The following is a 22,428-nucleotide window of genomic DNA, read 5'->3' on the forward strand; positions in this document are numbered from 1 at the left end:
GCTAACGGGTATCTCCAATCAGGATAAAGGGCGACCAATAGTAGGGATGTAATTGCATTTGGCTGATCTTAGCCTGGCGTAAGGACTCCCCTTTGCCCATGCCCTGTCGGAGATTGCGGTAAAACTGAATCATTAACTGACCAGTGGCTTGATCATCCACCGTCCACAGACTGGCAATCACCGAGCGGGCACCAGCGCGCTCAAACAAATAGGCAATCCCGGTGAATTCCTCGCCATGGGAATTGGCCTGTACAGCGGTTTGACAGGCACTGAGGACAACTAAATCCGTATTTTGCAACCCCAAAAGCGCGGCATCGGCAATATTGAGGTTGCGGTCGGCAAATAACAGGGTATTGGCAGTCATTTGCAAGTCTGGACAACCCGCTGGCTGAAAACAACCGTGGGTTGCCAAGTGCAGAATCGAAAACCGAGGGGCTTGCAGCTTAAAGTTTTCCAAGGTTGCCTGCTTGCCCAGATAGGCCAGACTCTTGGGAAGCAGGGGGGTGATGGTCTTGACTTCTAATTCAGCAGCGGGCAGGGTGCGATTATCGTTGGGGAAGGGGTTGCCCAATCCTAAAATGCTGGCGGTGTGAGGGTTGGCGGGTTGTTGCAGGGCTCGTATCGACAGGCGCGTCAAGTTATTGATCGGATATTTCTCAATCAAATATTTACCCGATTGGTGGTCAAATAATGTTTCAAAGGGAATGTAGCGTAATTTGCCCGTTGCAATGATGCTGAGTTGGGTCGGATTCATCGCCTGAATTTGGGCTTCAATCGGTCGAATGAGTAGGTCATAGAGTTGCTCACTGAGGGGCTTAAATGCCTGGGTGCGGTAATCCTGAATCTGGCGGCGATAAAGGGTGAGCAAGCGGTCAAAGGCATGGGGCTGAAGGGGCACCTTTGTCACCGTCACCCGATCTCGAGTTACCAGAAACAGCGCCATGGCATCGGGGGACCCTTTGAGGGAGCTGAGCAATACTGGATGGAGTACGACGGTTCCTGGGGAAAGATGGGATTGTAATTGGGCAATATCGGTGGGGGTGGTTTCAAACAGCTCGGCCACTTCTGGGAACCGTCGAGAAATCTCCTCCCCCTGTTGATTCAGTTGGGCCTGAGAAACCTGCACCTGCTGGGACAATTTCAGGGAGAACCGTTCTTGGAGTTGCTGTTGCAACCGTTCCAGCTGTTGATATTCTTGATTCCACTGCTCTAAGGCTTGTTGCGCCTTGGGATTGGCCACCTTGGCAGCAATCAACCGCGAATAGTCTGCCAGATCCGCAGTGGTAATCAGATTCACCCATTCATAGGCTCGCTGGGGTTGGTGCTGGTCAATCAGCAAGTTCACCAACCAATAGCCCGTGAAGGCATCCGCTTCCAGAAAGGCGGAGCGATTGCTGCGGTTAAGACTGCTGCGAATTGCTAGTTTCAGCGTCAGAGACTGCTCCCAAGCCGCGATCGCTTGGGGGATTTTCTCGGTGGAGCGGTAGAGCCAGCCCAGGTTACTGAGGGTTGCGGCTGCTCCGGCGCGATCGCCGATGCTCTGAAACATCGGCAGAACTTGCTGGTAATATTGCAGAGCCTTATCAACTTGCTTCAGGTGGCTGTAGGCTCCCCCGATATTTCCCAGGGTGGTGGCTTCCCCAGCGCGATCGCCAATGGCACGACGGAGGATAAGGGCTTGTTGATAGTAGGCCAAGGCTTTCTGGGGTTGGGAGCCTTCGTTGTAGATGCCCCCAATGTTATTGAGGGTAACGGCTTCCCCATGGCGGTTTCCCGTCTCTTGAAAGATCGGTAGGGCTTGGTTGAGATAGTCGAGGGCTTGGGGGAACTGCCCTAGATTCGTGTAAATAGAACCAATATTGTTCAGGGTTCTGGCTTCTCCTGAGCGATCGCCCAGGGTTCGGGTCATGGTCAAAACTTGGTTGTAATAATCCAGTGCCTTTTGGGGCTGCCCCAGGGTGCTGTAGATGCCCCCGATGTTGTTGAGGGTGACCGATTCCCCCAGGCGATCGCCGACGGCTTTGAACATCGGTAGGGCCTGATCATAATAGTCCAGGGCTGTTTGAGGTTGCCCCAGACGCTGGGTGGCATCCCCAATATTCAGTAGGGTAATGGCCTCCCCCGAGCGATCGCCCTCGGCATGACGAATCTTGAGAGCTTGCTGGTAATAGTCCAGGGCTGTCTGAATCTGACCCAGACTGCTGTAGAGACCACCAATATTATTCAGCGTTGTGGATTCCCCCCCCCCGATCGCCCAGGGTTCTGACTAGGGCGAGTCCCTGCTGGTAATAGTCCAGGGCTTTCTGCGTCTGCCCTAGGGAGTGATAAGCCAAGCCCAAATTATTCAGGGTCGCTGCTTCTCCGGTGGGATTGCCCACCGTCCGGTGCAGGGGCAGAGCCTGGTTAAGCACCTCCACCGCCTGCTGAGAGTTCCCCAGAGTGATGGCAACCCGTCCGAGGAGAGTCAAAACCCTGGCCTCTTGACCGGGGTCACCCATCTGTCGAGACAGGTGCAATGCCTGCTGGAGGGTGGTGAAGGCTTGGCGAAACTGCCCCTCCTGGATTTGTTGCCCTGCCTGGTGGATGAGCCTGGGCAGGCTGTTGGTGGGGGAGTCTGTTGCTTGGGCGATCGCGGGTAAGGTCACAAACGACACCCAGGACACACTGAGGCTGGCAGCAAGCAGACCACTGAGAATTTGATGCATATGACTGGCACCTCAGGGCAGGGAGAGAGGGATGCTACTGAATGGAACGGAAGAGCACCTGACCATTGTGGACGGCGACTAATTCTACCTTCAGTGGCCCCAGGGTATAGGTAATATCGACGGCGATCGCCCGAATGTCCAGGGGTTCTTTAGACTGTTTGAGTTTGTCAAAAAACTTCCCTAGGCTATCGTTATCAATCTCGATGGCATCGGAGAGAATGCCACTTTGACGGGCACGAAATTGAGCCGCAAGGAGCAATAGATCCAGTCGCTGCAACAGTTCCTGCTCCGTCATTTTGGCCGGGTCAGCGGCTGTGGTTGCTACCTGCTCCCCAGCGCGAAATACCACTTGATTCAAGGTGGCATCGGCAAAGACCTGGAGATTTTTTTCCCCTGCGAGATAGTTACCCGCCGAGAGAATTCGCACCACATAATCACGGCCATCTTCAATCTGTTTGACCAGGCGATCGACCTCTGTGGTGGTAATCCGAATCACCTGTTCATTTTGATGAGGCACTCCCGGTCGTGTCAGACGCAGGGCCGTGCGGTTAGCCTCTCGCAGCAGCTGATCGACGGCCTGACGGGCAGCATTGGGCTTGATAATCCGGATCACACCGGAGGAGAGTACCTGACTGCGGAGCAGGGCGACATTCCCCAAGCGCAGTTCTTGAAATCCCTGACGTAAGGCCTGAAACTTTTGGGTGAGTTCCGCAACCTTTTCTTCTAAGGAGGCCTGCTGCTCCTCCAAGGTTTTTAGCCGCGATTCCCGTTGAGCCAGGATCAGATCCCGCTGAGCAATGGTTCGATCCAATTGGGCAATTTCTTGATCCCGCTGGATAATTTGGGCTTTCACCTGATTACGCTGAGCCACCAACTCCTGTCTTTCCCCTTGGAGACGGCTGATGTCAGCACGCAGGGTCTGGGTCTGTTGGGAAATGGTTGCTAGCTTCGTTTGGGCTTGTTGATAGTTGTCAGCAATCTGTCCCAGGTTTTTTCTGAGTGGTATTGAGCTCGGCTTCGGTGTGTGCCTGTTTGGTGACTGCCTGGGAAAGTTTGGTTAAGGCAGTTTTTCAGGGATTGGTTAGTGGTATTTAACCGTTGTTGTGCGGTTGTCTGCTCCGACCTAGCCTTGGTCAGCTGCTGCTCTACTTGGGTCTTCTGCTGCCGCACCTCATCCAGATCCTGGCGGGCATCTCGCAATCGCTTCTGAATTTTGTCCAGTTCAAAGACTCCGGTGCGGAGCTGGTCACTGGTGGCAAACAAAACCGCCAATGTGGAAGCTGAAACTGTAATGCCGCTCAAAATCGTTACCAGAACGGCGGTCTGTCGGGGGCGGAGGTTGAACAGACTCAGTCTGGCCTTCCCCACCTTTGTCCCCAAGCGATCGCCCACTGTGGCAATGACGCCTCCCAGGATCAAAACTGCCAGAACTAGGACGAACGCAGCCGTAGACATTCAGTGCTTAATACCCGCAGCAGCAGTACATCCAGTGTAGAGGAGTCCTTGCTTAACCCCATGTTTGAGAGCTGAGCCGAGGAAGAGACGCCCTGTTCCCCATTGAACCAGACTGTGTTCCCAATGACAGCGTTCCCCATCAAGTAAACTGTTGGCTCAACGCCACCGGATTGTGAACCGTAATCTTTTTCTTGTGAATGGAAATCATCTGATCTTGACGCAGATCCCCCAACAGACGGGTGACTGTGACGCGGGTCGAACCAATGGCTTCTGCGATCGCCTGGTGGGACAGCTTCAAATCGATGGTAATCCCTTCTGACCCCGGCACCCCAAAATCCCGACAGAGAATCAACAGAAAACTCACTAAACGCGACCCCATATCACGGTGGGCTAGGGTTTCAATCATCATCTCCGTTTGCAAAATGCGGGAGGATAACCCTTGCAACATCAACATCGACAGTTCCGGGTCATCCTTCAGGGACTTCTCGACCTGTTCAATGGGCACCGAAAGCAGCTCCACGGGAGTAAAGGCTACCGCATGGTAAAACCGATCGGAGCGATGCCCCGTGATCAGAGAAAGCACCCCAAAGACACTGTTTTCCCGGAGCAGTGCCACCGTAATTTCTTCTCCGGCCTCATAGACCCTGGAAAGCTTGACCGCGCCCTTGACCAAAAAATAGACCCGCTCCGCTGGATCACCAGGGAAAAAGATGGTCTTGCCCCGCTCAAACGTCTCGACAACCGGCGGAAACGCGCCACTTGCCATTTTCCGAAACACGGTTGCTAACGGTCTATCTTGGGTCTCTACCATATCTCCGTAATACCTAATGGAAGCTGATGTCCTCACCACGCTTGACAGCTCAAACCCAATGATTGGTTATGGTCGTCATCAATCTGGGAAGTTAGCTCATGAGAGAAAACTGGCACACCCTCAGCGCTCTGTCATGATTTTAGGTCTCATGAGTTGTCAGCAGTTGCCATTCATCCCCCCAAAAGCGCTATTTTAGCACAGAGGTACTAAGGTCGGGTTGACTAACAAACGGGGAATGTCACAACACTTATACTGACTTCATTCCATGTTTTGTAGCTAAAGGTACAAAAAACCGTTACCTGTTAATCTCCTCGCTGCCGAACCCAGAAAAGTCCCTGGCTAGGATCACAAGATTGCGAGGAACGCTATATCCTACTAAAGCTGCAAATTCTCAGAATGTTGAGTTGAGACCCTGGAACCTGCCCGATCTCTTTCTACCGACCTGAATGATCCCCGTGTATTTGGTAATGAGTCTAACCCTGTGGCAGATTCCTTGGATCAATACATTCCTGCTATTCCTAGCTCTGAGTTCTGGTGGGGGAATGGTCAAAGCCCAGGGGATCAGTCCTTCGCCTCCCCCCGTTACTGTGGCTCACCCCATGGACAGACCCCTCTGTAGGGCTGATTTGGCAAGGGCAATCCAGGGAATTTTAGATCGTCCTCAATGGCACCGCTCTCGTTGGGGGATTTTAATTCAAACCTTGTCTCCCCCCGTGACCCTCTTCGAGCGGGACTCCTATCGATTCTTTATTCCAGCCTCTAACGTCAAGTTGATGACGACCGCCGCCGCCCTCCACCGTTTGGGTGCTGACTTTCGGATGCGGACAACGGTTCAACGGGTCAATCCAGCAACCCTGACCATTGCGGGTTTGCGTCCTGACGCTACGGTATTGCGGCTAGTGGGACGGGGTGACCCCAGTTTTACAACGGCAAACCTTCAGGACTTAGCCCAGCAACTGCGTCGCCAGGGTATTCTGCACATTGATCTATTGCTGTTGGATACCCACTACTTTCTGGGAGCGGCGATCGCTCCCAGTTGGGCTTGGGAAGACGTACAACTGGGGTATGGTGCCCCCGCTACCAGCTTGATTCTGAATCAAAATGTCAATTACCTTCGCTTAATGCCCCAAGCGGTGGGTCAGCCGCTCCAGATTACTTGGGAAGATGCTGCGGCCATGAATTTATGGCCCCTTCGCAATGTCTCCCAGACAGTGCCAGCCACCGCCGATGAGTTCATTGAGGTGCAGCCCCAGGGCGGGTGGCTGCAAATACGGGGACAGCTACGGGTGGGTGCCGATCCAGAGTTCATCGGTATTCCCTATCCAGACCCCGTGCAGCACTTCTCACAGCAGTTACGGCTGGCATTAGCAGCCCAGCAGATCACAGTAACACGCACAGAAATCACAGACACCCCCAGTGCCACGGCGGAACCAGAGGTGGGTGCCATCAGCTCCCCCCCCTTAGCAGCCTTGATCACCACAGCCAACCAGGACAGCAACAATCTCTATGCAGAGGTACTGCTCCGAAGCTTGGGCGCGAGTCAAGTAGCAACCGAGGCATCTACCGCCACCCTCGGACTGGAACTGTTGCAAGCAACCCTTACCCAGTTGGGCATCGACCCTGGCGGTTATCACCTTGTGGACGGTTCCGGTCTGTCCCGGCAAAACTTAGTCAGCCCCGTCGCCCTTGTACAAACCTTGCAAGCGATGGCGCAGTCACGAGAAGCATCGGTGTTTCTGGCTTCCTTAGCAACCGCAGGGGTGAACGGTACGCTGCAAGACCGTTTGCAACAGACATCAGCTCAGGGGGTTGTCCGAGGCAAAACCGGCACCTTAGAAGGGGTCTCCAGCCTATCTGGTTATGTTTTGGTACCGAATGCCATCCCCCTAGTCTTCAGCCTCATGGTCAATCAGTCTGAACAACCCACCGCAGCCCAACGTCAGGCACTCGATGAAATAGTGCTGCTTCTCACCCGATTAGGATCCTGCCCTTAAAGGTCTGAGTAGGGCTAATAGCCACCCTCCTCTTCATATTCCGGTGTTTTCATCTTTTCAGGGAGGTTGACCTTCGGAGGCTGGTACTGAGGTTCTTCATCGGCCCACACATCTTCATCGTAGGCTTCTGTATAGGCAGTTTCTTCAGGGGAACGACTCTCTATCTCATCATCGTAGTCGTAGTCATCGTCTTCTTCATAGTCTGCGTCGTAGTTATCCCGATCAACGGCTTCACTCCAGTTCTCCTCCTCTTCCTCTTCGGGGTAGTAGACTGGCTCAGCACGCTGGAGACGGGCAGGCTTGGGGGGAGGCTGGCGTTCTTCTTCTTCCCAGTCATTCTCATTCCACCGCTCCTGCACCGGGGTAACCGTGCGCAGGGACTGCTGGGTGGGGGTGCGTAGCGGCACCCCCGTGCCTAACTGGTTTTCTGGTCGGGCAATCGGGGTGAGATAGTCATCCGCTTCCTCCCGTTCCCAGGGAGGTTTACCCAGGCCAAACTTCTCAAGAATCCCCTCCGTGATTTGGCTGAGGCGCTCCTCCGCTCCTTCAAAGACAATCAAGCGATCGGGGCCACTGCTAACAATTTCATCCACCGGCAATTCATAGGTGCTGATCAACTTTTCTGGAATTTGGGGAAATCCCAGGGACGAGACAATCAGCGCCGAAATCTTGCCGTCATCAATATCAAATCGGAAGCCATGAACCCGCCCTAGGAGTTCTCCGGTTTCCGTAACGACTTCATTGCGAATTAAGCTGTTATAGGCCTCGGCATCGAGGTCGATAATGGCACTATCGTCGTCAACCAGGATGACATCCCCAATTTGGCGGATGCTGCTGAGGAGCATATACCGAGGAATTCCGGCGATCAGCCCGGTGAGGAGGTTGTCTCGCAGACCGATAGCCACAACCTCTCGTTGGTCAATATCAACCCACAGCTGGTTCACCACTCCCAGGCGCTTTCCTGTGTCACGAGTGATTACCTGGGTGCCTAGAAGGTCAGAGCGGTAGCAAATTTTTTCAGATGTCATTTTCGAGTCCTGGTCTCGAAGCCAATGGAAATTACTAGAATCATACAGAAGCAGCTTGGGGTTGCAATTGCAATCCTAAAACTTGAGTATAAGCTCCCCGTGCCTGCGTGACACCAATTGTCCGCTCTGCTGATTCCATCATGGGTCGTCTGAGACTCACCACAATAAATTGCGCCTGCTGCGCCTGCTGTTTGATCATTTTAGCCAATCGCTCTACATTTGACCCATCTAGGAACATATCGACCTCATCGAAGGCATAGAACGGGGAGGGTCGATAACGCTGCAAGGCAAAGATAAAGCTCAGGGCGGTCAGGGATTTTTCACCCCCAGACATAGAGGCGAGACGCTGGACGGGCTTGCCTTTGGGATGGGCAATTAAATTCAAACCACTGGTGGCGGGATCCTGGGGATCATCTAGTTGCAGGGAGCCGTCGCCATCGGAGAGGATGGCGAAAATTGACTGGAAGTTTTCGTTGACGGCCTCAAAGGCTTCCTGAAAGGCACGTTGCCGCAGGGTGGTAAAGTTCTCAATCCGCAGCAGCAGTTCGGTGCGTTCCGATTCCAGGGTGGTGAGCTTATCGCTGAGTTCTTGGAGGCGGGTTTGGGTGCGGTCATATTCTTCCAGGGCCAGCATATTCACGGGTTCCATGGCCTGGATGCGTTTTTGCAGCGATCGCAATTCTGGCTGGAGTTGATCTAGGGATAGGGTTGAGGGAATTTCCGGAAGGGGGTCGGGGAGTTCTGGCTGCAGGGTTTGCACTTGTACCTGGAGTTGAGTCAGTTGCTCGTGGCGCTGGTGCTGGGTTTCTTGGAGTTTTTGCCACTGCCACTGGGATTGTTGCTGGCTTTGCTGCTGCTCTCGTAATTGGCGTTCGACCTGATCGCGGGCTTGTTTGGCCTCTCCTAAGGTTTGCTCCAGGGTAGCGATCTCCCCTTGGGTCTGGGCGGCCTGGGTACTGACCGTAGATTGCTGCTGGCTCAGGGTGGCTGCCTGGTTGGATTGGTAAACCTGTTGGCTACGATAATCTTCCAGACGGGTTTGGGCTTGTTGGATTTTCTCCTGTACCAGCTGCCGCTGATTTTCCAGCTCTTGCAGGCGCTGTTCCGTGTTGCGCAGCACCAGTTCCCACCCATTGAGTTGAGCTTCCTGAATACGAATATTGGCCTGGATTTGCTGCCATTGGCTATGGGTTTGGGACTGCTCTAGCTCGGTGAGGGATTGTTGCCAGATTTCCAACTGCACTTCCTGGGTGGGAATGCTGTGATCCAGTTCCTGCAAGCGCGTCTGGGCTTGGGTTCGTCCCTGGTGGTTTTGGGAGAGTTGGCTGTGTAACTGGCTCTGTTGCTTCTGGAGTTGCTGGAGTTCGGATTGGAGTTGGGTGACTTGGCGCTGGTGTTCCCGTTGGTGTTGGCGGACTTCGATTAGTTCCCGCGATCGCTGCTGCACCTCGGCCCCAATTTGCTGGATGGCCTGTCCACTGCGGTCTAGAATTGCCTCTAACTCTTGGAGACGGGCGCTTAAGTCCCGGATCTCAGAAGACTCTGTTTCCGTAACCGTACCCAAGCGCAGGGTTTGGTTGGTGGGAGCACTCCCCCCCGTCATCGCTCCGGTGCTTTCCAGCAGATCGCCCCCAAGGGTGACCATGCGAAACTGCCCCAGATGGCGACGGGCGTTCTGTAATTGGTCAAACACCAGGGTATTCCCCAGAACGTAGGCAAAGATTGCCTCGTAGCGGCGATCGCAGGCCAGCAGATTCACTGCCAGGTCAACCATGCCCTCTAGGCGCTGCCAGGGTGGAATACTCAGGGGTTTAGGCCCTTGGATTTTATTCAAGGGCAGAAAGGTAACCCGTCCCGCCCGTTTTTGTTTCAGTAATTCAATGCCTGCGGCAGCTACCCCGTCATCTTCCACCACCAGATTGCCCAATCGGGCACCGGCTGAGACTTCTAAGGCAAGTTGATACCGGGGGTCAACCCGACCCAGATGGGCTACTAGGCCACAGACACCGGGCAATCCAGCTTGGAGAATCACCTTGGTGGCAAAAGTTCCCTGCCCCTCCTGAATCGCCTGGGCTTGGGCTTCTAACTTATCCAGTTGCCGCTGTTTTTCCCGTTGCTCTTGCACCAGGCGAGTTTGGGTTTGTTGTTGTACTTGCAAGGTTTCTTCAGCCAGCCACAGGGTCTCAGCGAGGGCGATCGCCTGAGCCGCCGTGGTCTCTTGGGCAGTAAGAACCGCCGTCAGGGTTTGCTGCTTCTGCTCCACCTCTTGGTCTAACCGCTGCCCTTGCTGGGTCTGCTCCTGAATTTGCCGCTGTAACTGATGCACCCGCTCCCGCAGTTGGGCCTGTTCCGTGCGTTGGGGGTCGAGGGTTTGCAGGAGGGTGGCAATTTGTTGATGCAGGGTCGTTTGTTGCTGTACCCAGACTTCCGCATGGGCGGCGGAGTTGCTAGCCGCTTCCCGACTGGTATGCAGCGACTGTTGGGCTTCGTCCCGCGATGCCTGGAGGGAGACCAAATCCTGGCTGGCGATGGTTTGATACTCCTGGGTGAGGTTTGCCAAGGTTTGCCAATGTTCCTGGAGTTCTCCCTGGGTTCGTAGCAGCAACGTCGCTGTCTCCTGGGTGGCGATGGTCAATTCCTCCTGTTGACGTTGCAGTTGCCGCAGCTCGGCCTCGTGGGTCGCCAGAGTCGCTTGCAATCCCAGATATTCCTCTTCTCCTAAGGCCCGGACGCGGTTGTTGAGTCCCTCTAGTTCCACCGTCGTCCCCTCGACCTGGGCCGAAAGTGCTGCCAGTTGACCGCTGAGGGTAGCATCCACCTGCTCATCGGCCTGGATCTGCGATCGCAACTGCTGCACCTGGGCCGCCAGTTGGCGGTAGCCAATCACCACTTCCCACTGGGATTTTGTCTCTAGCTCCGTCCGCAGTTTCTGATATTTTTCCGCTTGCACCCGATCCTGAGCCAAGCGATCGCGCTGTTCAGTCAATTCCCGCTCAATAATCCGACAACTTTCTTGGCGCTCTTTCACCGCATCGAGCTTTTCTTTGGCTTGGGTAATTTTGCGATCAAACGCCGCTACCCCTGCCAGTTCATCAATAATTTGCCGCCGCTCTCGGGGCGGCATGGAAATAATGCTGGTTACATCCCCTTGCAGCACCACATTGTAGCCCTCTGGGTAAATCCGCAGCTCATGGAGTTGCTCATGGAGATCGTTGAGGGTACACGGCTCACCATTGATGGCATAGGTCGAGGTATAGGTTCCCTGAGGGGTGACCCGTAGCTTCCGGGTCACACTCCATTCCAGAGACGGGGGGAGAGCCGCTCCCGGACTTGATGGTTCAGCATCCCCTAGCTCAAAGGTGACAGTAACACTGGCTTCCACCGTTGCCCGACCCCGGGTTGATTGTTGATGATTAACCAGATCGGGCAAGCGCTCCGCCCGCATCCCCTTAGAAGTAGACAATCCCAGGGCAAACAACAGGGCATCCAGAATATTAGACTTGCCGGAGCCATTGGGACCCGAAACCACTGTAAACCCTGGCAGCAGAGGAACCTGAGTCGCGCCACCAAAGGATTTAAAGTTACAAAGTTCCAGCCGCTTAATGTACACTAAACCGCTTGTAAAAACGGTTGCGTCCCCTACCAATGGCATCTGGCGTACAGGAATACTAACTCCTAGGGTTGCTGATTAGGTTAGCACGAGGACTCAGGAGTTGCCAGAAATGAGTCATTAAGTTACCCTTTGTGGTCATTGGGTGGCAGTGATGTCAGCAATTAATTCTTGTAACACTCCATCGGAACGATCGTGTTCGATCTGGCAAGTTCCGGCATTAGCATGGCCGCCGCCCCCATACTTAAACATCAGTTCTCCAATAAACACCTTCGAGGAGCGGTTGAAAATTGATTTACCAACGGCAAACACGGTATTTTTTGGTTCAATCCCGGTAGTGCGTAGATAGAAATATTACAGTGGGGATACATGGCATAGATCATAAATCGGTTGCCAGGATAGATGGGTTGCTCGTGGCGTAAATCTAAAACCACGAGCGGGTCATAGACCTGAGAACAGTGAACAATTTGGGTCTTGAAGCTATGTTCGTGTTCAAAGTAGAGATCAACCCGTTCCTTCACATCCGGTAGCTGCAAAATTTCATCAATGGTATAGGTTCTACAATACTCAACTAAGTCCATCATCAAATCATAGTTCGAGATCCGAAAGTCTTTAAATCTTCCGAGACCCGTCCTCGAATCCATGATGAAGCTGAGCAAAATCCAGCCTTTTGGCTCTAAGACTTCTTCAATGCTCAATTGGGCAGAGTCAGATTTATCAACTGCAGCCATCATTACTTCTGAGATTTGAGGGAAGCGCGTTGAGCCGCCAAAATGGTCATAGATTAACCGTGCAGTTGAAGGTGCCGAGGCATCAAAAACATGACCCTCTTTGTGGTAAATATCTTCATGGCGAATAATTTCACTCATGTGATGATCAAAAACCAAATGCGCTCCTGAGACGTAGGGCAAATTGGCGGTGATATCGTGGCTGGTAATTTCAATTTTGCCATCTTGCATATCTTTGGGATGGGCAAATTTGATCTCATTAATTAAATTTAATTCGCGGAGGAGAACTGCACAAACAAGTCCATCAAAATCACTACGTGTAACTAATCTGTACTGATTGGGATGCAATGACATAGGTACACCTCTAGATGCAGTCTGGCTCGTAAGACCTGGGTCACCAAATCTAGCAGATCTTCTGGGACCAGCGGGTGATTCCCCAACGGGGACTGGGCTGAACTAGGGTTGAGTATAGCGTTAACTCACCCCCCACAAACTTCCATTTGCAGCGATGATCAAGAAAGTGAGGACTCAGCACTGATCGAAGGATACTGATGGGTGATTCAGTAAATAACGGCATGGCAAATCCAGAACATCTGGCTCGACTACAACTCGGAACCCTGGCTTGGAACCAGTGGCGGGATGAGTACCCCGCAGTCTCTCCCAATTTAAGGGGGGCGAAGCTGTCGCAGCTCGATCTGTTCCAGATCAATTTATACAAAGCCAATCTGGAATGCGCTGATTTGAGTGAAACCAATCTGCGGGAAGCGGATCTTTGCCTAGCCACTTTGCTGGGTGCCAACCTTTCCCTGGCAACGTTACTGGGTGCTGATCTCAGTGGCGCAAATCTCGCCGAGGCCAACCTTCAGGATGCCTACTTTTGGGAAGCCAATCTCTATAAGGTGAATCTCTCGAAGGCTAACTTAGCGGGCGCTGACTTTTGGGAAGCCAATCTTGGCAAGGCCAATCTCTACGAGGCCAAGCTTGCTAGAACCCATTTAGAGCGAGCCCGACTCAAGGGAGCCACCCTACCCGATGGATCTTTGTATGCTTAGGGAGGGGGTGCATCCGTCTCAGCGACGGGCAACTGGCAGCAATCCCCTAGGAACCCCGGTGGCATGTGGCTAGAATAATGAAATAATTCTAAAACTCAAAGTCTCATTTGATATATTTCGACACGTGGGGTTGAGATATATTTGCTACTTCGGCTTCAGTCAACCCACTTGCCCTACCAGGAGCAACACCACCGCATGAATTCCCGTCATCCTGATCTCCAGCTTTCTCCGGCAGATACTGCTAAGTCCGGTGAATTGCCAGCGCGACGACAAGTTGATTCCCTCAGTACTGAGTTGTCCGCCTCGGAACCCTTCGAGATCACCGGAGACATCCAACGACCTGATAAACCCGAGGAAGCCTGTGGTGTCTTTGGCGTCTACGCGCCGGACGAAAATGTTGCCAAATTAGCCTATTTTGGTTTGTTTGCGCTGCAACATCGGGGTCAAGAGTCCGCTGGGATTGCCACCTTTGAAGCCGATGAAGTGCATTTGCATAAAGATATGGGGCTGGTGACTCAGGTTTTCAATGAGTCGATCCTGCTTGAATTACCCGGTTGTCTGGCGGTGGGACATACCCGCTATTCCACAACTGGTTCCAGTCGGGTTGTCAATGCCCAGCCCGCTGTGGTTCCGGCTCGGCTGGGGAAACTGGCCCTGGCTCACAATGGCAACTTGGTGAATACGATCTCCCTGCGGGAAGAACTCCTGAGGAGTCACTGTAATTTGCTAACTACCACGGATTCTGAGTTAATTGCCTTTGCGATCGCCCAGGAAGTCAATCAGGGGAAGGACTGGTTAGAGGGGGCCATCAGCGCCTTACACCGCTGTGAAGGAGCCTTTAGCCTGGTGATTGGAACGCCGGTGGGGTTAATGGGGGTACGTGACCCCAACGGTATTCGCCCCTTGGTAATTGGTGTGTTGCCCAAGACCCCGCTGACCCCAGTTCCACGCTACGTTCTGGCTTCAGAAACCTGTGCCCTGGATATCATTGGTGCCGATTATCTGCGGGATGTGGAACCAGGAGAATTGGTCTGGATTACGAATGAAGGATTGGCATCTTTCCATTGGACAAATCGCTCCGAACGCAAGCTCTGCATTTTTGAACTCATTTATTTTGCCAGACCGGATAGTGTCATGCTCGAAAGCGAGAGTTTGTATAGTTATCGGCGGCGATTGGGTGAGCAACTCGCGGTGGAAGCCCCGGTCATTGCCGATTTAATTCTGGGGGTTCCTGACTCTGGGATTCCGGCTGCCATTGGCTATGCCCACGCCTCCGGAATTCCCTATGCCGAAGGCTTGATTAAAAATCGCTATGTGGGGCGTACCTTTATCCAGCCCACCCAGTCGATGCGCGAGTCTGGCATTCGCATGAAGCTAAATCCCCTCAAAGATGTGCTGGTGGGTAAACGAGTGGTGATTGTGGATGACTCAATTGTCCGAGGAACCACCAGTTACAAGATTGTCAAAGCCCTCCGAGATGCAGGAGCCACGGAAGTTCATATGCGGATCTCCTCCCCGCCCGTGACCCATCCCTGCTTCTATGGCATTGATACCGATAATCAGGATCAACTGGTTGCTGCCACTATGTCCGTAGCTGAAATCCGCGACCAGATTGGAGTCGATACCCTGGCTTATCTCAGTTGGAAGGGAATGCTCAATGCCACTCAGGAAGATCCCCTGAGCTTTTGCTCCGCCTGCTTCACGGGAGATTATCCGATTCCAGTTCCGGAACGGGTCAAGCGCTCGAAGTTAATTCTGGAAAAAGCAGTCCTTTAAGCATGACCGATGGTCATTGGCAGCGCTGATCCTCGGACGCTAGATTGCACTCCGAGGATTGTGATTTCAGCTTGCACAGCCTGAGGGCCGAACTGCCCCGAGATAATTAGCCAGATAGGGCGAGAATATTTCGTAGATCAGGGTCAGGGGATGTCCGTGGTGCCAGAACAGGTAATACCGCCCCCAGAAAGGCCCTGGATCGCCAAAGGCGGCGGCTAAGGGAACAGAATTGCCGTAGTGTACACCCCTAATGTCACGGTAGAGTTCCGTGCGCTGATGGGCTAGGCTAACCCAGATGGGAAGCGATCGATTCTGGAGATACTCATCCACATGACTTGCCTCCCACCAAGACGTGGCATAGGCTAACCGTTGCCCAGAGGCTGTGCGTAGCCAAACCTGCCGCCGCAATCGTGGTCCTGGAATCATGTGGATGGGGTCTGGTGCATCATCGGGATTCATCCCAATGGGGGACATATCAATCACATCGACCTCCGTCGGTTCCCCCGTCAAGAGTTGTAGATGGCGAGTGGGAGACCCATCTCCGAGGAGCAGCATCTGCCAGGTAGGTGCTAGACGACTATGGGGTAAGCCAGTCTGAACCGCAGCTTCTCCCCCTTTCCATAACAGATCGAGGGCGAACCAATCGCGCTGTACCGGCACACTATTGAGAGGTTGAATCAGGGAAGTCAATGTTCTTTACAAAACTTTTTATCTTGATTATATAGTGCAGGTCAAATAGCCTAGAGCATTCTCAGACTGTAAACGCCGATTCTGGGAGATTGTCTGACCCGTCATCACCCAAAGCTTTGTAACGATGGCTATCAATGCTCTGGCAAGCCGGGCTTTTGGGAATTGGCAATGGCTGCCACAAATATTGAGTAAAGCTGACTCGACCCCTCGAATCAAACTCCACCCCTTCCTGTTCCAACAGCGATCTCTGGAGTGTATCTGCGCTATAACGCCAAGGCGATGCAGAGATTTTGCCTTGGACATTGATCACACGATGCCAGGGCACGTCTGTCGTTGTGATGTTGATTCGAAAAAGGGCATACCCCACGAGGCGTGCTTGTCCGGGCAGTCCTGTAAGGGTTGCCACCTGTCCATAGGTGGCAATGTTGCCCCTGGGAATCTGGCGTACCACCGCGTAGATAGCGTCGTAGGTAGACATATGTCTGTTGTGAAATTCAGGGCTGAATTCAGGTACACTAGTATTCTAGAAATTAGCGTCACCCACTGGCGGGTATAGTTTAGTGGTAAAACGAAAGCTTCCCAAGCTTTAGTTGCGAGTTCGATTCTCGCTACCCGCTTTTCGTCTACTTACGGTTCTAGCTCAGATTCAATTACCTGAGGTGCGCCTTTGGAGTCATATATTTCACCCATCCAGTGGGCTGCGTATGCCCCTGCCACCCCGATTCAAAACATCGATGTGCTTATTTGAAATGGTCAACTCGACCATCTTGTGCGCTCAAAAAAGTAACATGCTCCCCCGATCAAGGTTTTCGCCCAGCTTCAGGCCTTGCCGCGACTACAGCGATTATCTACCCCTGAATCAACCGTGAGAGAAGAATCTTCAGGTGATAATCTGTTGCTATGTATCAGTGTGACATTGCCAACAATCAGTCTGTGCTTGTAGCCGAGGAAACCCGTCTGGATTTCTCGGTGGTAATTCCAGCGTACAACGAAGAGGATGGCATCACTGCAACCCTGGAGCAGTTGCAGGAGCATCTGCAGAAGCAGTTGGGAGCGCAGCATAAGTACGAAATTATTGTGGTCAATGATGGCTCCACGGATCGCACGGGGGAGAGTTTTGCGATCGCGGACAGATGTCAGGGTGCTGGAACATCGTAGTAATCTTGGTTACGGTGCGGCTTTGAAAACGGGCATTCGCTATGCCAAGTATCCGCTGATTGTGATCACCGATGCCGATGGCACCTACCCCAATGAGCGCATCCCCGCGTTGGTATCCCTTGCCGCCACTGCCGATATGGTAGTGGGGGCCCGAATCGGTACTAATGTTTCCTACTCACCCATCCGCAGAATTCCTAAGTGGTTTATGGTGAGGTTTGCCCAGTGGGTCACCAAAACGTCAATTCCAGACCTCAATAGTGGTCTGCGGGTGTTGCGGAAAAGTGTGACGGAGCAGTTTCTCAATATTCTGCCCAACAGTTTTAGCTTTACAACCACGATTACGATTGCGATGCTGACCAGCAACTACATCGTTCACTATGAACCGATCGACTATTACCATCGGGTGGGCAGAAGTAAAATTAAACCTATTCGCGATACGTTGCGATTTATGCAATTGATTCTCAGAAGTGGCGTCTACTTTGCCCCGATGCGGGTTTTCTTCCCAGTTGCTGGTGTATTCTTTGTCGGGTTTTTGATCACCCTGTTTCAGGATCTGTTCGATCGCCACGACCTTACCGAACGCACGTTGATTCTGTTTGTTGCCTGGACTCAGCTCTGCATGTTTGCGCTCCTCGCTGACATGATTGATAAAAGAATAGATCGCCTCTGAGACAGCTGAACCCAAGGATTGTGATCGCCCTGCTCCTCCGGAGCTAGTCCAGTTTTTGACCATCGCCGTAGTCAGTTTAAGGTCCAAAGGGGACGATCCTCCATTCCTGGGCGGTGCCTCCATTGCACTGCCATAATTGCATGGGATTGCCGCTCCCCATCGTTCCTGAATCCTTCGCATCCAAACACAGACCCGTGGCTGCATTGGTGACGGAACCATTTCGGCGTACTTGCCAGCGCTGGGCATCACCACCACACTGCCACAGTTGGACGGGATTGCCATTACCATAGCGGCCAAAATCCTTGGCATCTAAACACAAATTGTTGGCCTCGTTGCTAATCAGACCGTTGCGTCTGATTTTCCACTTTTGAGCGACGCCGCCATTACACTTCCACAGTTGGACGGGATTGCCATTGCCATAGCGGCCAAAATCCTTGGCATCTAAGCAGGCGTTGGTTTTGTCATGGAGTATCAGGACAACATCACCCAGATTCTGAGCTTGTGCCAATCCGGCGCAGCTAGCCAACCAAAATCCACTGACTGTCAAAGCAGCCCATTTCGTCGGTTGAATCAGGGGTATTAAGGTAGATTTCTGCATTTTTACTTGAGGAAATTCTATGAAACCATCAAAAGACCGGGGTACATCCCTGGCTTTATTTTTGCATTTTCACCCGCATCAGAATAGTGCTGGGAGCCATGCTCAATTGGTGTGGCTGATTAGCAGTATGAATCTACGCTTTCTGGCAATCACAAAATTTACCTGTACCTGGCTTGTGGCATTGTCAAGATCTTCGATTCATACTTGGATAAAGCAACGCCCTCAATTCTTAGGGCTTCAAGCCTATGATCACCAAGGATTGTCCTTGTTCACCACCAGCTCACTATCCTAAGCCCCCTGAGTATTACAGCAATTCCTGTAATACTGAAACAGGATCATGGATTGGGTGCAATTGAGGAGAACCATCATCCGATGACAGGTCGTCAAGATACGATTTTTGAACGCTTTCTAACCCCGGTCTTTCGTCTGTTGATTGACCCAGAAGCACTGAGCCAACAATATGACAGCATCGATTGGCCAGCCGCCCGCGATCGCTTGTCCCAAGTAGGGTTAACTTACCCGGATTACTACTGTCGCCAGACTTTTCACGGCATCGAGGGGGGCTATTTGAATCCCAGCACAGCCGTTTCCTACGATCCGATTACCCAATATCTGCTGCCCCCCAGTGAACCGCTGGTGCGCCAAGGCTTCATTGATCAGATTCGGGTGCAACCACAACGGATTCTCGATCTAGGATGTGGCACGGGTTCCATGACCTTGATGCTGAAGCACGCGTTTCCCCAAGCTGCCGTAACGGGACTGGATCTATCTCCCTATATGCTGGCCATGGCAGAGTCCAAAGCCCAACTGGCAAATCTAGCGATTCAGTGGCGACATGGCGATGCTGCAACGACTGAATTCCCCGCCGCGTCCTTTGACTTGATCACGATTGCGCTCTTGTTTCAGGAAACCCCGCCCCTGGTATCTCGCCAAATCTTGCACAGGTGTCAGCAGTGGCTGAAGGTGGGGGGTGAGTTGATGATTCTGGAGGGAGGGCAGGGTCCGCTATCCCCGATGACGTGGCTCAACCCGATGTTTGCCGCCTCTGACCATCAGGACAATGGCGGCGGGGATCTGGAAGGTGGGATGATGGCTGCGGGATTTGCCGCAGTACAAACCATGGAGCACTGGTGGTTACATCAGATTACCCGTGGGGTGAAGCCACTCTCTGGGGCGGAACCTAGGGCAGCGGCTGTCGATGGGTTCCCTGATCCAGATACGCTGGATTTTGAAGGATGTCCGGCTCCGGCGGTTTGAAGGTTTGGCATGGTACTGAAGGCGGTTTTGTTTGATTTCAATGGTGTGATCATCAATGACGAGCGCATCCACCAGTCTTTGATTGAGCAACTTCTGATTGAGGAAAATCTGCGGCCTCTCTCTGGTGAATATCGGCGAATCTGCCTCGGACGCAGCGATCGCACCTGTTTGCGAGATTTGTTCACCGGACGGGGACGAGTGGTGACCGAGGGGATGCTAGATCAACTGATGGCCCGCAAAGCCGCAGCCTATCTCCAGCGACTCTCAACCTTAGAGAAGCTGCCGATATATCCAGGGTTGAGTGATTTGATTTTTCAGCTCCGGGCTGCGAAGTTAACCATGGCTGTGGTCAGTGGTGCCCTGCGATCGGAAGTCGAACTGGTGCTGCAACGGGCAAAACTAGCCTCCTACTTCACCCTGATTGTTGCGGGGGATGACATCCCCAATAGTAAACCCGACCCATCAGGTTACTTATTGGCGGTGGAGCGGTTAGCGGCAGCTATCCCCCAATTAGATCTCCAGGCAGGGGAGTGTTTGGCGATCGAAGATACCCCAGCGGGGATGCAGGCAGCTAAAGCAGCAGGGATGCAGGTTGTGGGGGTTGCCAATACCCTTCCCCTGCATATGATCCAACGTCAGTCCAACTGGGCCGTGGACTATCTCAATGATCTAGAACTGGAGCGTATCCAACACATTTATGCCCGGATGATGCCCCAGAATCCTGACTGAGGGCTATTCCCCTGCTGACAGGGGGTGAGATGTTAAGATCGTTTAGCCAAAAAACACTTGGGGAATTAGCTCAGTTGGTAGAGCGTGGCGATCGCACCGCCAAGGCCAGGGGTTCGAATCCCCTATTCTCCATCATAGGATAGTCCAATGTCATCCAATAAAATCTATAAAACCCTTTCACAGTAGAGATTTCAGCTTTTTTAGAGTCTTGTAAAGTCCAAGATTGTCTATTGTCATCCTGGGGGATTGGGGAGCAGAATTGGGGGCATAGTGAATGCTTAAAAAAGGCTGCCCCCATGCTCACTGATACTGAGATTCGCAATGCCCAACCCAGCGAAAAACCTCGACGGTTGTATGACTCTGGGGGGCTATACCTTGAGGTATCCCCCCAAGGGAAAAAAGGATGGCGGCTAAAATACCGATTTGGCGGCAAAGAAAAGCGGATTAGCTTAGGCATTTATCCCGATGTCAGCCTTAAAGAAGCACGGACTAGACGGGATGCTGCCAGAGCGACGCTTGCTGCTGGTATTGATCCGAGCTTGCAACGCAAGGCCAAGAAAGCAGCAGCGTTGCAACAGGCTGCAAATAGCTTTGAGCTGATAGCACGGGAATGGTTTCTCAGGTATTCCCCTACTTGGGCTAAAAGCCATAGCAAAACAGTAATTCGGCGGCTAGAAATGGATATTTTCCCCTGGCTAGGGGTTAGAGCGATCTCTGAGATTACTGCCCCTGAATTGTTGACAGTTATCCGTCAGGTAGAAGGACGGGGGGCACTGGAGACAGCCCATCGGGAACTTAATATCTGTGGTCAGGTGTTCAGGTATGCGATCGCAACGGGACGGGCTGAGCGTGACCCTTCTAGAGATTTACAGGGAGCTTTACCCCCAGTTAAGACCAAGCACTTAGCGGCGGTGACTGACCCAAAACGATTGGGAGAGTTGCTACGGATGATGTACGCCTACCAGGGCGGATTGGTTGTGCGTTGTGCCCTACGACTAGCTCCATTGGTATTTGTTAGACCGGGCGAATTGCGTTCTGCTAAATGGCCAGATATTGACCTTGAGAAAGGTGAGTGGCGATATCTGGTGAGCAAAACACAAACAGAGCATATTGTTCCTCTCAGTCGGCAAGCCGTAGAGATTCTCAAAGAATTACACCCCCTAACCCAACATAGGGCTTACGTCTTTACTAACCCCCGATCTCCCCAAAGACCTATGAGTGAGAATGCGGTACTTGTTGCAATGCGAGCGATGGGGATTGAGAAAGATGAGATGACTGGGCACGGTTGGAGAGCAACAGCACGAACCCTTTTAGATGAGGTGCTAGGTTTCCGACCGGAACTAATCGAGCATCAACTTTCCCATGCAGTCAAAGACCCATTGGGAAGAGCGTATAACCGAACAACCCATTTGGAAGAGAGGCGAAAGATGATGCAGTCATGGGCAGATTACCTGGATCTGTTGCGAGGGGGCTGCAATGGCAATTAATTGGAGAGCTTATGATCATATCCCTTTGTTTGAGATTTATCAGGCAGCCTACCTGTGGGTGGAAATGGAACCTATACATAGAACCCATGCAGAACTCGTAGTTCACTTAGATCCAGGGGTGGAACAAATGATGGTACTGATTATTGAAAATACAGGGGGACATTATTGTAAGGGGACTCCTATACTTATGCAATCTTGTGCTAAGAGGCGGGTTACACGTCAGTCATTAATTCAAATGGCTCAAAAATTGGGTGAAAAACCCAAGTTTTTGTTCCCAGAAACTAGAGATGAAGATGAGGGTAAAGCCAGGAATAAAGCTGACGTTAAATCAATTGCTGATGTTGAATCAATTGTGGATGTCAAATCAATGACTGAACCTGCTCTAAATCGAGATAAACCCCTTGATCCAAGAAAGAAGAAAACCTATCTGTTGCTCATTATGGCGCTCTGCAAGAAATCTGGGATTGACTTCAACGAACGTGCAGTCTCAAAGACTTTGGTGGGGATGATTAATCGTATCGGCGGGAGACGAACGGAGGCAACTATCCGCGAAATTCTGGAGGAACTCAAAGCTTTGGAGCGCGAACTGGAACCGTGAATAGAGTGATTTAAATCACCGGTTAGTTCCTATTTTCTATTTTCTTTCCTCTATAGCGCTATCCATCAAGACGGATGGCAGA

The 22,428-nt window shown here is 52.4% G+C and carries 17 protein-coding genes, 2 tRNA genes and 2 pseudogenes; 10 read left to right on the forward strand and 11 right to left on the reverse strand.

Features of this window, described 5'->3' with window-relative positions; all coding sequences use genetic code 11:
- Position 1: 1 nt before the first annotated feature.
- The 5 genes from DO97_RS08390 to ntcA form a co-directional block, all read right to left on the reverse strand.
- Positions 2 to 2,251, reverse strand: a complete 2,250-nt coding sequence (locus DO97_RS08390) for a CHAT domain-containing protein (protein WP_338038494.1) — start codon at positions 2,249 to 2,251, stop codon at positions 2 to 4.
- Positions 2,220 to 2,705, reverse strand: a complete 486-nt coding sequence (locus tag DO97_RS25000; protein ID WP_052128528.1) for a tetratricopeptide repeat protein — start codon at positions 2,703 to 2,705, stop codon at positions 2,220 to 2,222. The genes DO97_RS08390 and DO97_RS25000 overlap by 32 nt, the downstream gene beginning before the upstream one ends.
- 34 nt (positions 2,706 to 2,739) lie before the next feature.
- Positions 2,740 to 3,576 (reverse strand): hypothetical protein, encoded by an 837-nt coding sequence (locus DO97_RS25005; RefSeq protein ID WP_204368538.1) that lies wholly within the window; start codon positions 3,574 to 3,576, stop codon positions 2,740 to 2,742.
- 71 nt (positions 3,577 to 3,647) lie between these two features.
- Positions 3,648 to 4,160: a DUF3084 domain-containing protein gene (locus DO97_RS25010; protein ID WP_052128530.1), complete on the reverse strand. Its 513-nt coding sequence runs from the start codon at positions 4,158 to 4,160 to the stop codon at positions 3,648 to 3,650.
- 139 nt (positions 4,161 to 4,299) lie between these two features.
- Positions 4,300 to 4,971 (reverse strand): global nitrogen regulator NtcA, encoded by a 672-nt coding sequence (ntcA, locus tag DO97_RS08400; RefSeq protein ID WP_036532460.1) that lies wholly within the window; start codon positions 4,969 to 4,971, stop codon positions 4,300 to 4,302.
- 467 nt (positions 4,972 to 5,438) lie between these two features.
- Here ntcA and dacB point away from each other — a divergent pair, with 467 nt between their 5' ends.
- The gene (dacB, locus tag DO97_RS08405; protein ID WP_204368539.1) at positions 5,439 to 6,965 is read left to right on the forward strand and encodes a D-alanyl-D-alanine carboxypeptidase/D-alanyl-D-alanine endopeptidase; all 1,527 of its coding nucleotides are present in this window, start codon (positions 5,439 to 5,441) and stop codon (positions 6,963 to 6,965) included.
- Positions 6,966 to 6,979: 14 nt separating this feature from the next.
- Here the strand turns inward: dacB and DO97_RS08410 are convergent, their stop codons facing one another.
- From DO97_RS08410 to DO97_RS08420, 3 genes and pseudogenes are all read right to left on the reverse strand, one after another.
- Positions 6,980 to 7,993, reverse strand: coding sequence for a PRC-barrel domain-containing protein (locus DO97_RS08410; protein ID WP_036532462.1), 1,014 nt, complete (start codon positions 7,991 to 7,993; stop codon positions 6,980 to 6,982).
- A 40-nt stretch (positions 7,994 to 8,033) separates the two neighbouring features.
- Positions 8,034 to 11,645 (reverse strand): chromosome segregation protein SMC, encoded by a 3,612-nt coding sequence (gene smc / locus DO97_RS08415; RefSeq protein ID WP_052128532.1) that lies wholly within the window; start codon positions 11,643 to 11,645, stop codon positions 8,034 to 8,036.
- A gap of 96 nt (positions 11,646 to 11,741) precedes the next feature.
- Positions 11,742 to 12,685: pseudogene (locus DO97_RS08420) on the reverse strand (exopolyphosphatase).
- 197 nt (positions 12,686 to 12,882) lie between these two features.
- Here DO97_RS08420 and DO97_RS08425 point away from each other — a divergent pair.
- Both DO97_RS08425 and purF read left to right on the forward strand, forming a co-directional pair.
- Positions 12,883 to 13,383 (forward strand): pentapeptide repeat-containing protein, encoded by a 501-nt coding sequence (locus DO97_RS08425; protein WP_204368540.1) that lies wholly within the window; start codon positions 12,883 to 12,885, stop codon positions 13,381 to 13,383.
- A 141-nt stretch (positions 13,384 to 13,524) separates the two neighbouring features.
- Entirely contained in the window at positions 13,525 to 15,159 is a 1,635-nt protein-coding gene (gene purF / locus DO97_RS08430) for an amidophosphoribosyltransferase (RefSeq protein ID WP_239651576.1), read from the forward strand.
- Between the two features lie 66 nt (positions 15,160 to 15,225).
- On the opposite strand, the gene DO97_RS08435 is transcribed toward purF, so the two are convergent.
- Both DO97_RS08435 and DO97_RS08440 read right to left on the reverse strand, forming a co-directional pair.
- The gene (locus DO97_RS08435; protein ID WP_036532463.1) at positions 15,226 to 15,849 is read right to left on the reverse strand and encodes a chorismate lyase; all 624 of its coding nucleotides are present in this window, start codon (positions 15,847 to 15,849) and stop codon (positions 15,226 to 15,228) included.
- Positions 15,850 to 15,910: 61 nt separating this feature from the next.
- Positions 15,911 to 16,327: an MGMT family protein gene (locus DO97_RS08440; protein WP_052128534.1), complete on the reverse strand. Its 417-nt coding sequence runs from the start codon at positions 16,325 to 16,327 to the stop codon at positions 15,911 to 15,913.
- A gap of 68 nt (positions 16,328 to 16,395) precedes the next feature.
- Between DO97_RS08440 and DO97_RS08445 the strand changes: the two genes are divergently transcribed.
- Both DO97_RS08445 and DO97_RS08450 read left to right on the forward strand, forming a co-directional pair.
- Positions 16,396 to 16,466: transfer RNA gene (locus DO97_RS08445), tRNA-Gly, on the forward strand.
- 283 nt (positions 16,467 to 16,749) lie between these two features.
- Positions 16,750 to 17,677, forward strand: a pseudogene (locus DO97_RS08450) (glycosyltransferase family 2 protein).
- Between the two features lie 76 nt (positions 17,678 to 17,753).
- Here the strand turns inward: DO97_RS08450 and DO97_RS08455 are convergent.
- Positions 17,754 to 18,275, reverse strand: coding sequence for an RICIN domain-containing protein (locus DO97_RS08455; RefSeq protein ID WP_036532466.1), 522 nt, complete (start codon positions 18,273 to 18,275; stop codon positions 17,754 to 17,756).
- A 372-nt stretch (positions 18,276 to 18,647) separates the two neighbouring features.
- Between DO97_RS08455 and DO97_RS08465 the strand changes: the two genes are divergently transcribed.
- The 5 genes from DO97_RS08465 (at position 18,648) to DO97_RS08485 (ending at position 22,346) form a co-directional block, all read left to right on the forward strand.
- Positions 18,648 to 19,532 (forward strand): class I SAM-dependent methyltransferase, encoded by an 885-nt coding sequence (locus DO97_RS08465; RefSeq protein WP_036532470.1) that lies wholly within the window; start codon positions 18,648 to 18,650, stop codon positions 19,530 to 19,532.
- Between the two features lie 9 nt (positions 19,533 to 19,541).
- The gene (locus tag DO97_RS08470; RefSeq protein WP_036532473.1) at positions 19,542 to 20,261 is read left to right on the forward strand and encodes an HAD family hydrolase; all 720 of its coding nucleotides are present in this window, start codon (positions 19,542 to 19,544) and stop codon (positions 20,259 to 20,261) included.
- Between the two features lie 59 nt (positions 20,262 to 20,320).
- Positions 20,321 to 20,393: transfer RNA gene (locus DO97_RS08475), tRNA-Ala, on the forward strand.
- 164 nt (positions 20,394 to 20,557) lie between these two features.
- Entirely contained in the window at positions 20,558 to 21,748 is a 1,191-nt protein-coding gene (locus DO97_RS08480) for a tyrosine-type recombinase/integrase (RefSeq protein WP_036532475.1), read from the forward strand.
- Entirely contained in the window at positions 21,738 to 22,346 is a 609-nt protein-coding gene (locus DO97_RS08485; RefSeq protein ID WP_036532477.1) for a hypothetical protein, read from the forward strand. The genes DO97_RS08480 and DO97_RS08485 overlap by 11 nt, the downstream gene beginning before the upstream one ends.
- Positions 22,347 to 22,428 lie beyond the last annotated feature (82 nt).

The organism is Neosynechococcus sphagnicola sy1 (assembly GCF_000775285.1).
GTDB lineage: Bacteria > Cyanobacteriota > Cyanobacteriia > Neosynechococcales > Neosynechococcaceae > Neosynechococcus > Neosynechococcus sphagnicola.

What these genes read in the sequence shown, in the direction of transcription:
- DO97_RS08485 (WP_036532477.1), top strand. Translation starts at nt 21,738, where the DNA reads ATGGCAATTAATTGGAGAGCTTATGATCATATCCCTTTGTTTGAGATT.
- DO97_RS08470 (WP_036532473.1), top strand. Translation starts at nt 19,542, where the DNA reads ATGGTACTGAAGGCGGTTTTGTTTGATTTCAATGGTGTGATCATCAAT.
- DO97_RS08410 (WP_036532462.1), bottom strand. Translation starts at nt 7,993, where the DNA reads ATGACATCTGAAAAAATTTGCTACCGCTCTGACCTTCTAGGCACCCAG.
- ntcA (WP_036532460.1), bottom strand. Translation starts at nt 4,971, where the DNA reads ATGGTAGAGACCCAAGATAGACCGTTAGCAACCGTGTTTCGGAAAATG.
- DO97_RS08455 (WP_036532466.1), bottom strand. Translation starts at nt 18,275, where the DNA reads ATGCAGAAATCTACCTTAATACCCCTGATTCAACCGACGAAATGGGCT.
- dacB (WP_204368539.1), top strand. Translation starts at nt 5,439, where the DNA reads ATGAGTCTAACCCTGTGGCAGATTCCTTGGATCAATACATTCCTGCTA.
- DO97_RS08440 (WP_052128534.1), bottom strand. Translation starts at nt 16,327, where the DNA reads ATGTCTACCTACGACGCTATCTACGCGGTGGTACGCCAGATTCCCAGG.
- DO97_RS08480 (WP_036532475.1), top strand. Translation starts at nt 20,558, where the DNA reads ATGCTCACTGATACTGAGATTCGCAATGCCCAACCCAGCGAAAAACCT.
- smc (WP_052128532.1), bottom strand. Translation starts at nt 11,645, where the DNA reads ATGCCATTGGTAGGGGACGCAACCGTTTTTACAAGCGGTTTAGTGTAC.
- DO97_RS08465 (WP_036532470.1), top strand. Translation starts at nt 18,648, where the DNA reads ATGACAGGTCGTCAAGATACGATTTTTGAACGCTTTCTAACCCCGGTC.
- DO97_RS25000 (WP_052128528.1), bottom strand. Translation starts at nt 2,705, where the DNA reads ATGCATCAAATTCTCAGTGGTCTGCTTGCTGCCAGCCTCAGTGTGTCC.
- DO97_RS08425 (WP_204368540.1), top strand. Translation starts at nt 12,883, where the DNA reads ATGGGTGATTCAGTAAATAACGGCATGGCAAATCCAGAACATCTGGCT.
- DO97_RS25010 (WP_052128530.1), bottom strand. Translation starts at nt 4,160, where the DNA reads ATGTCTACGGCTGCGTTCGTCCTAGTTCTGGCAGTTTTGATCCTGGGA.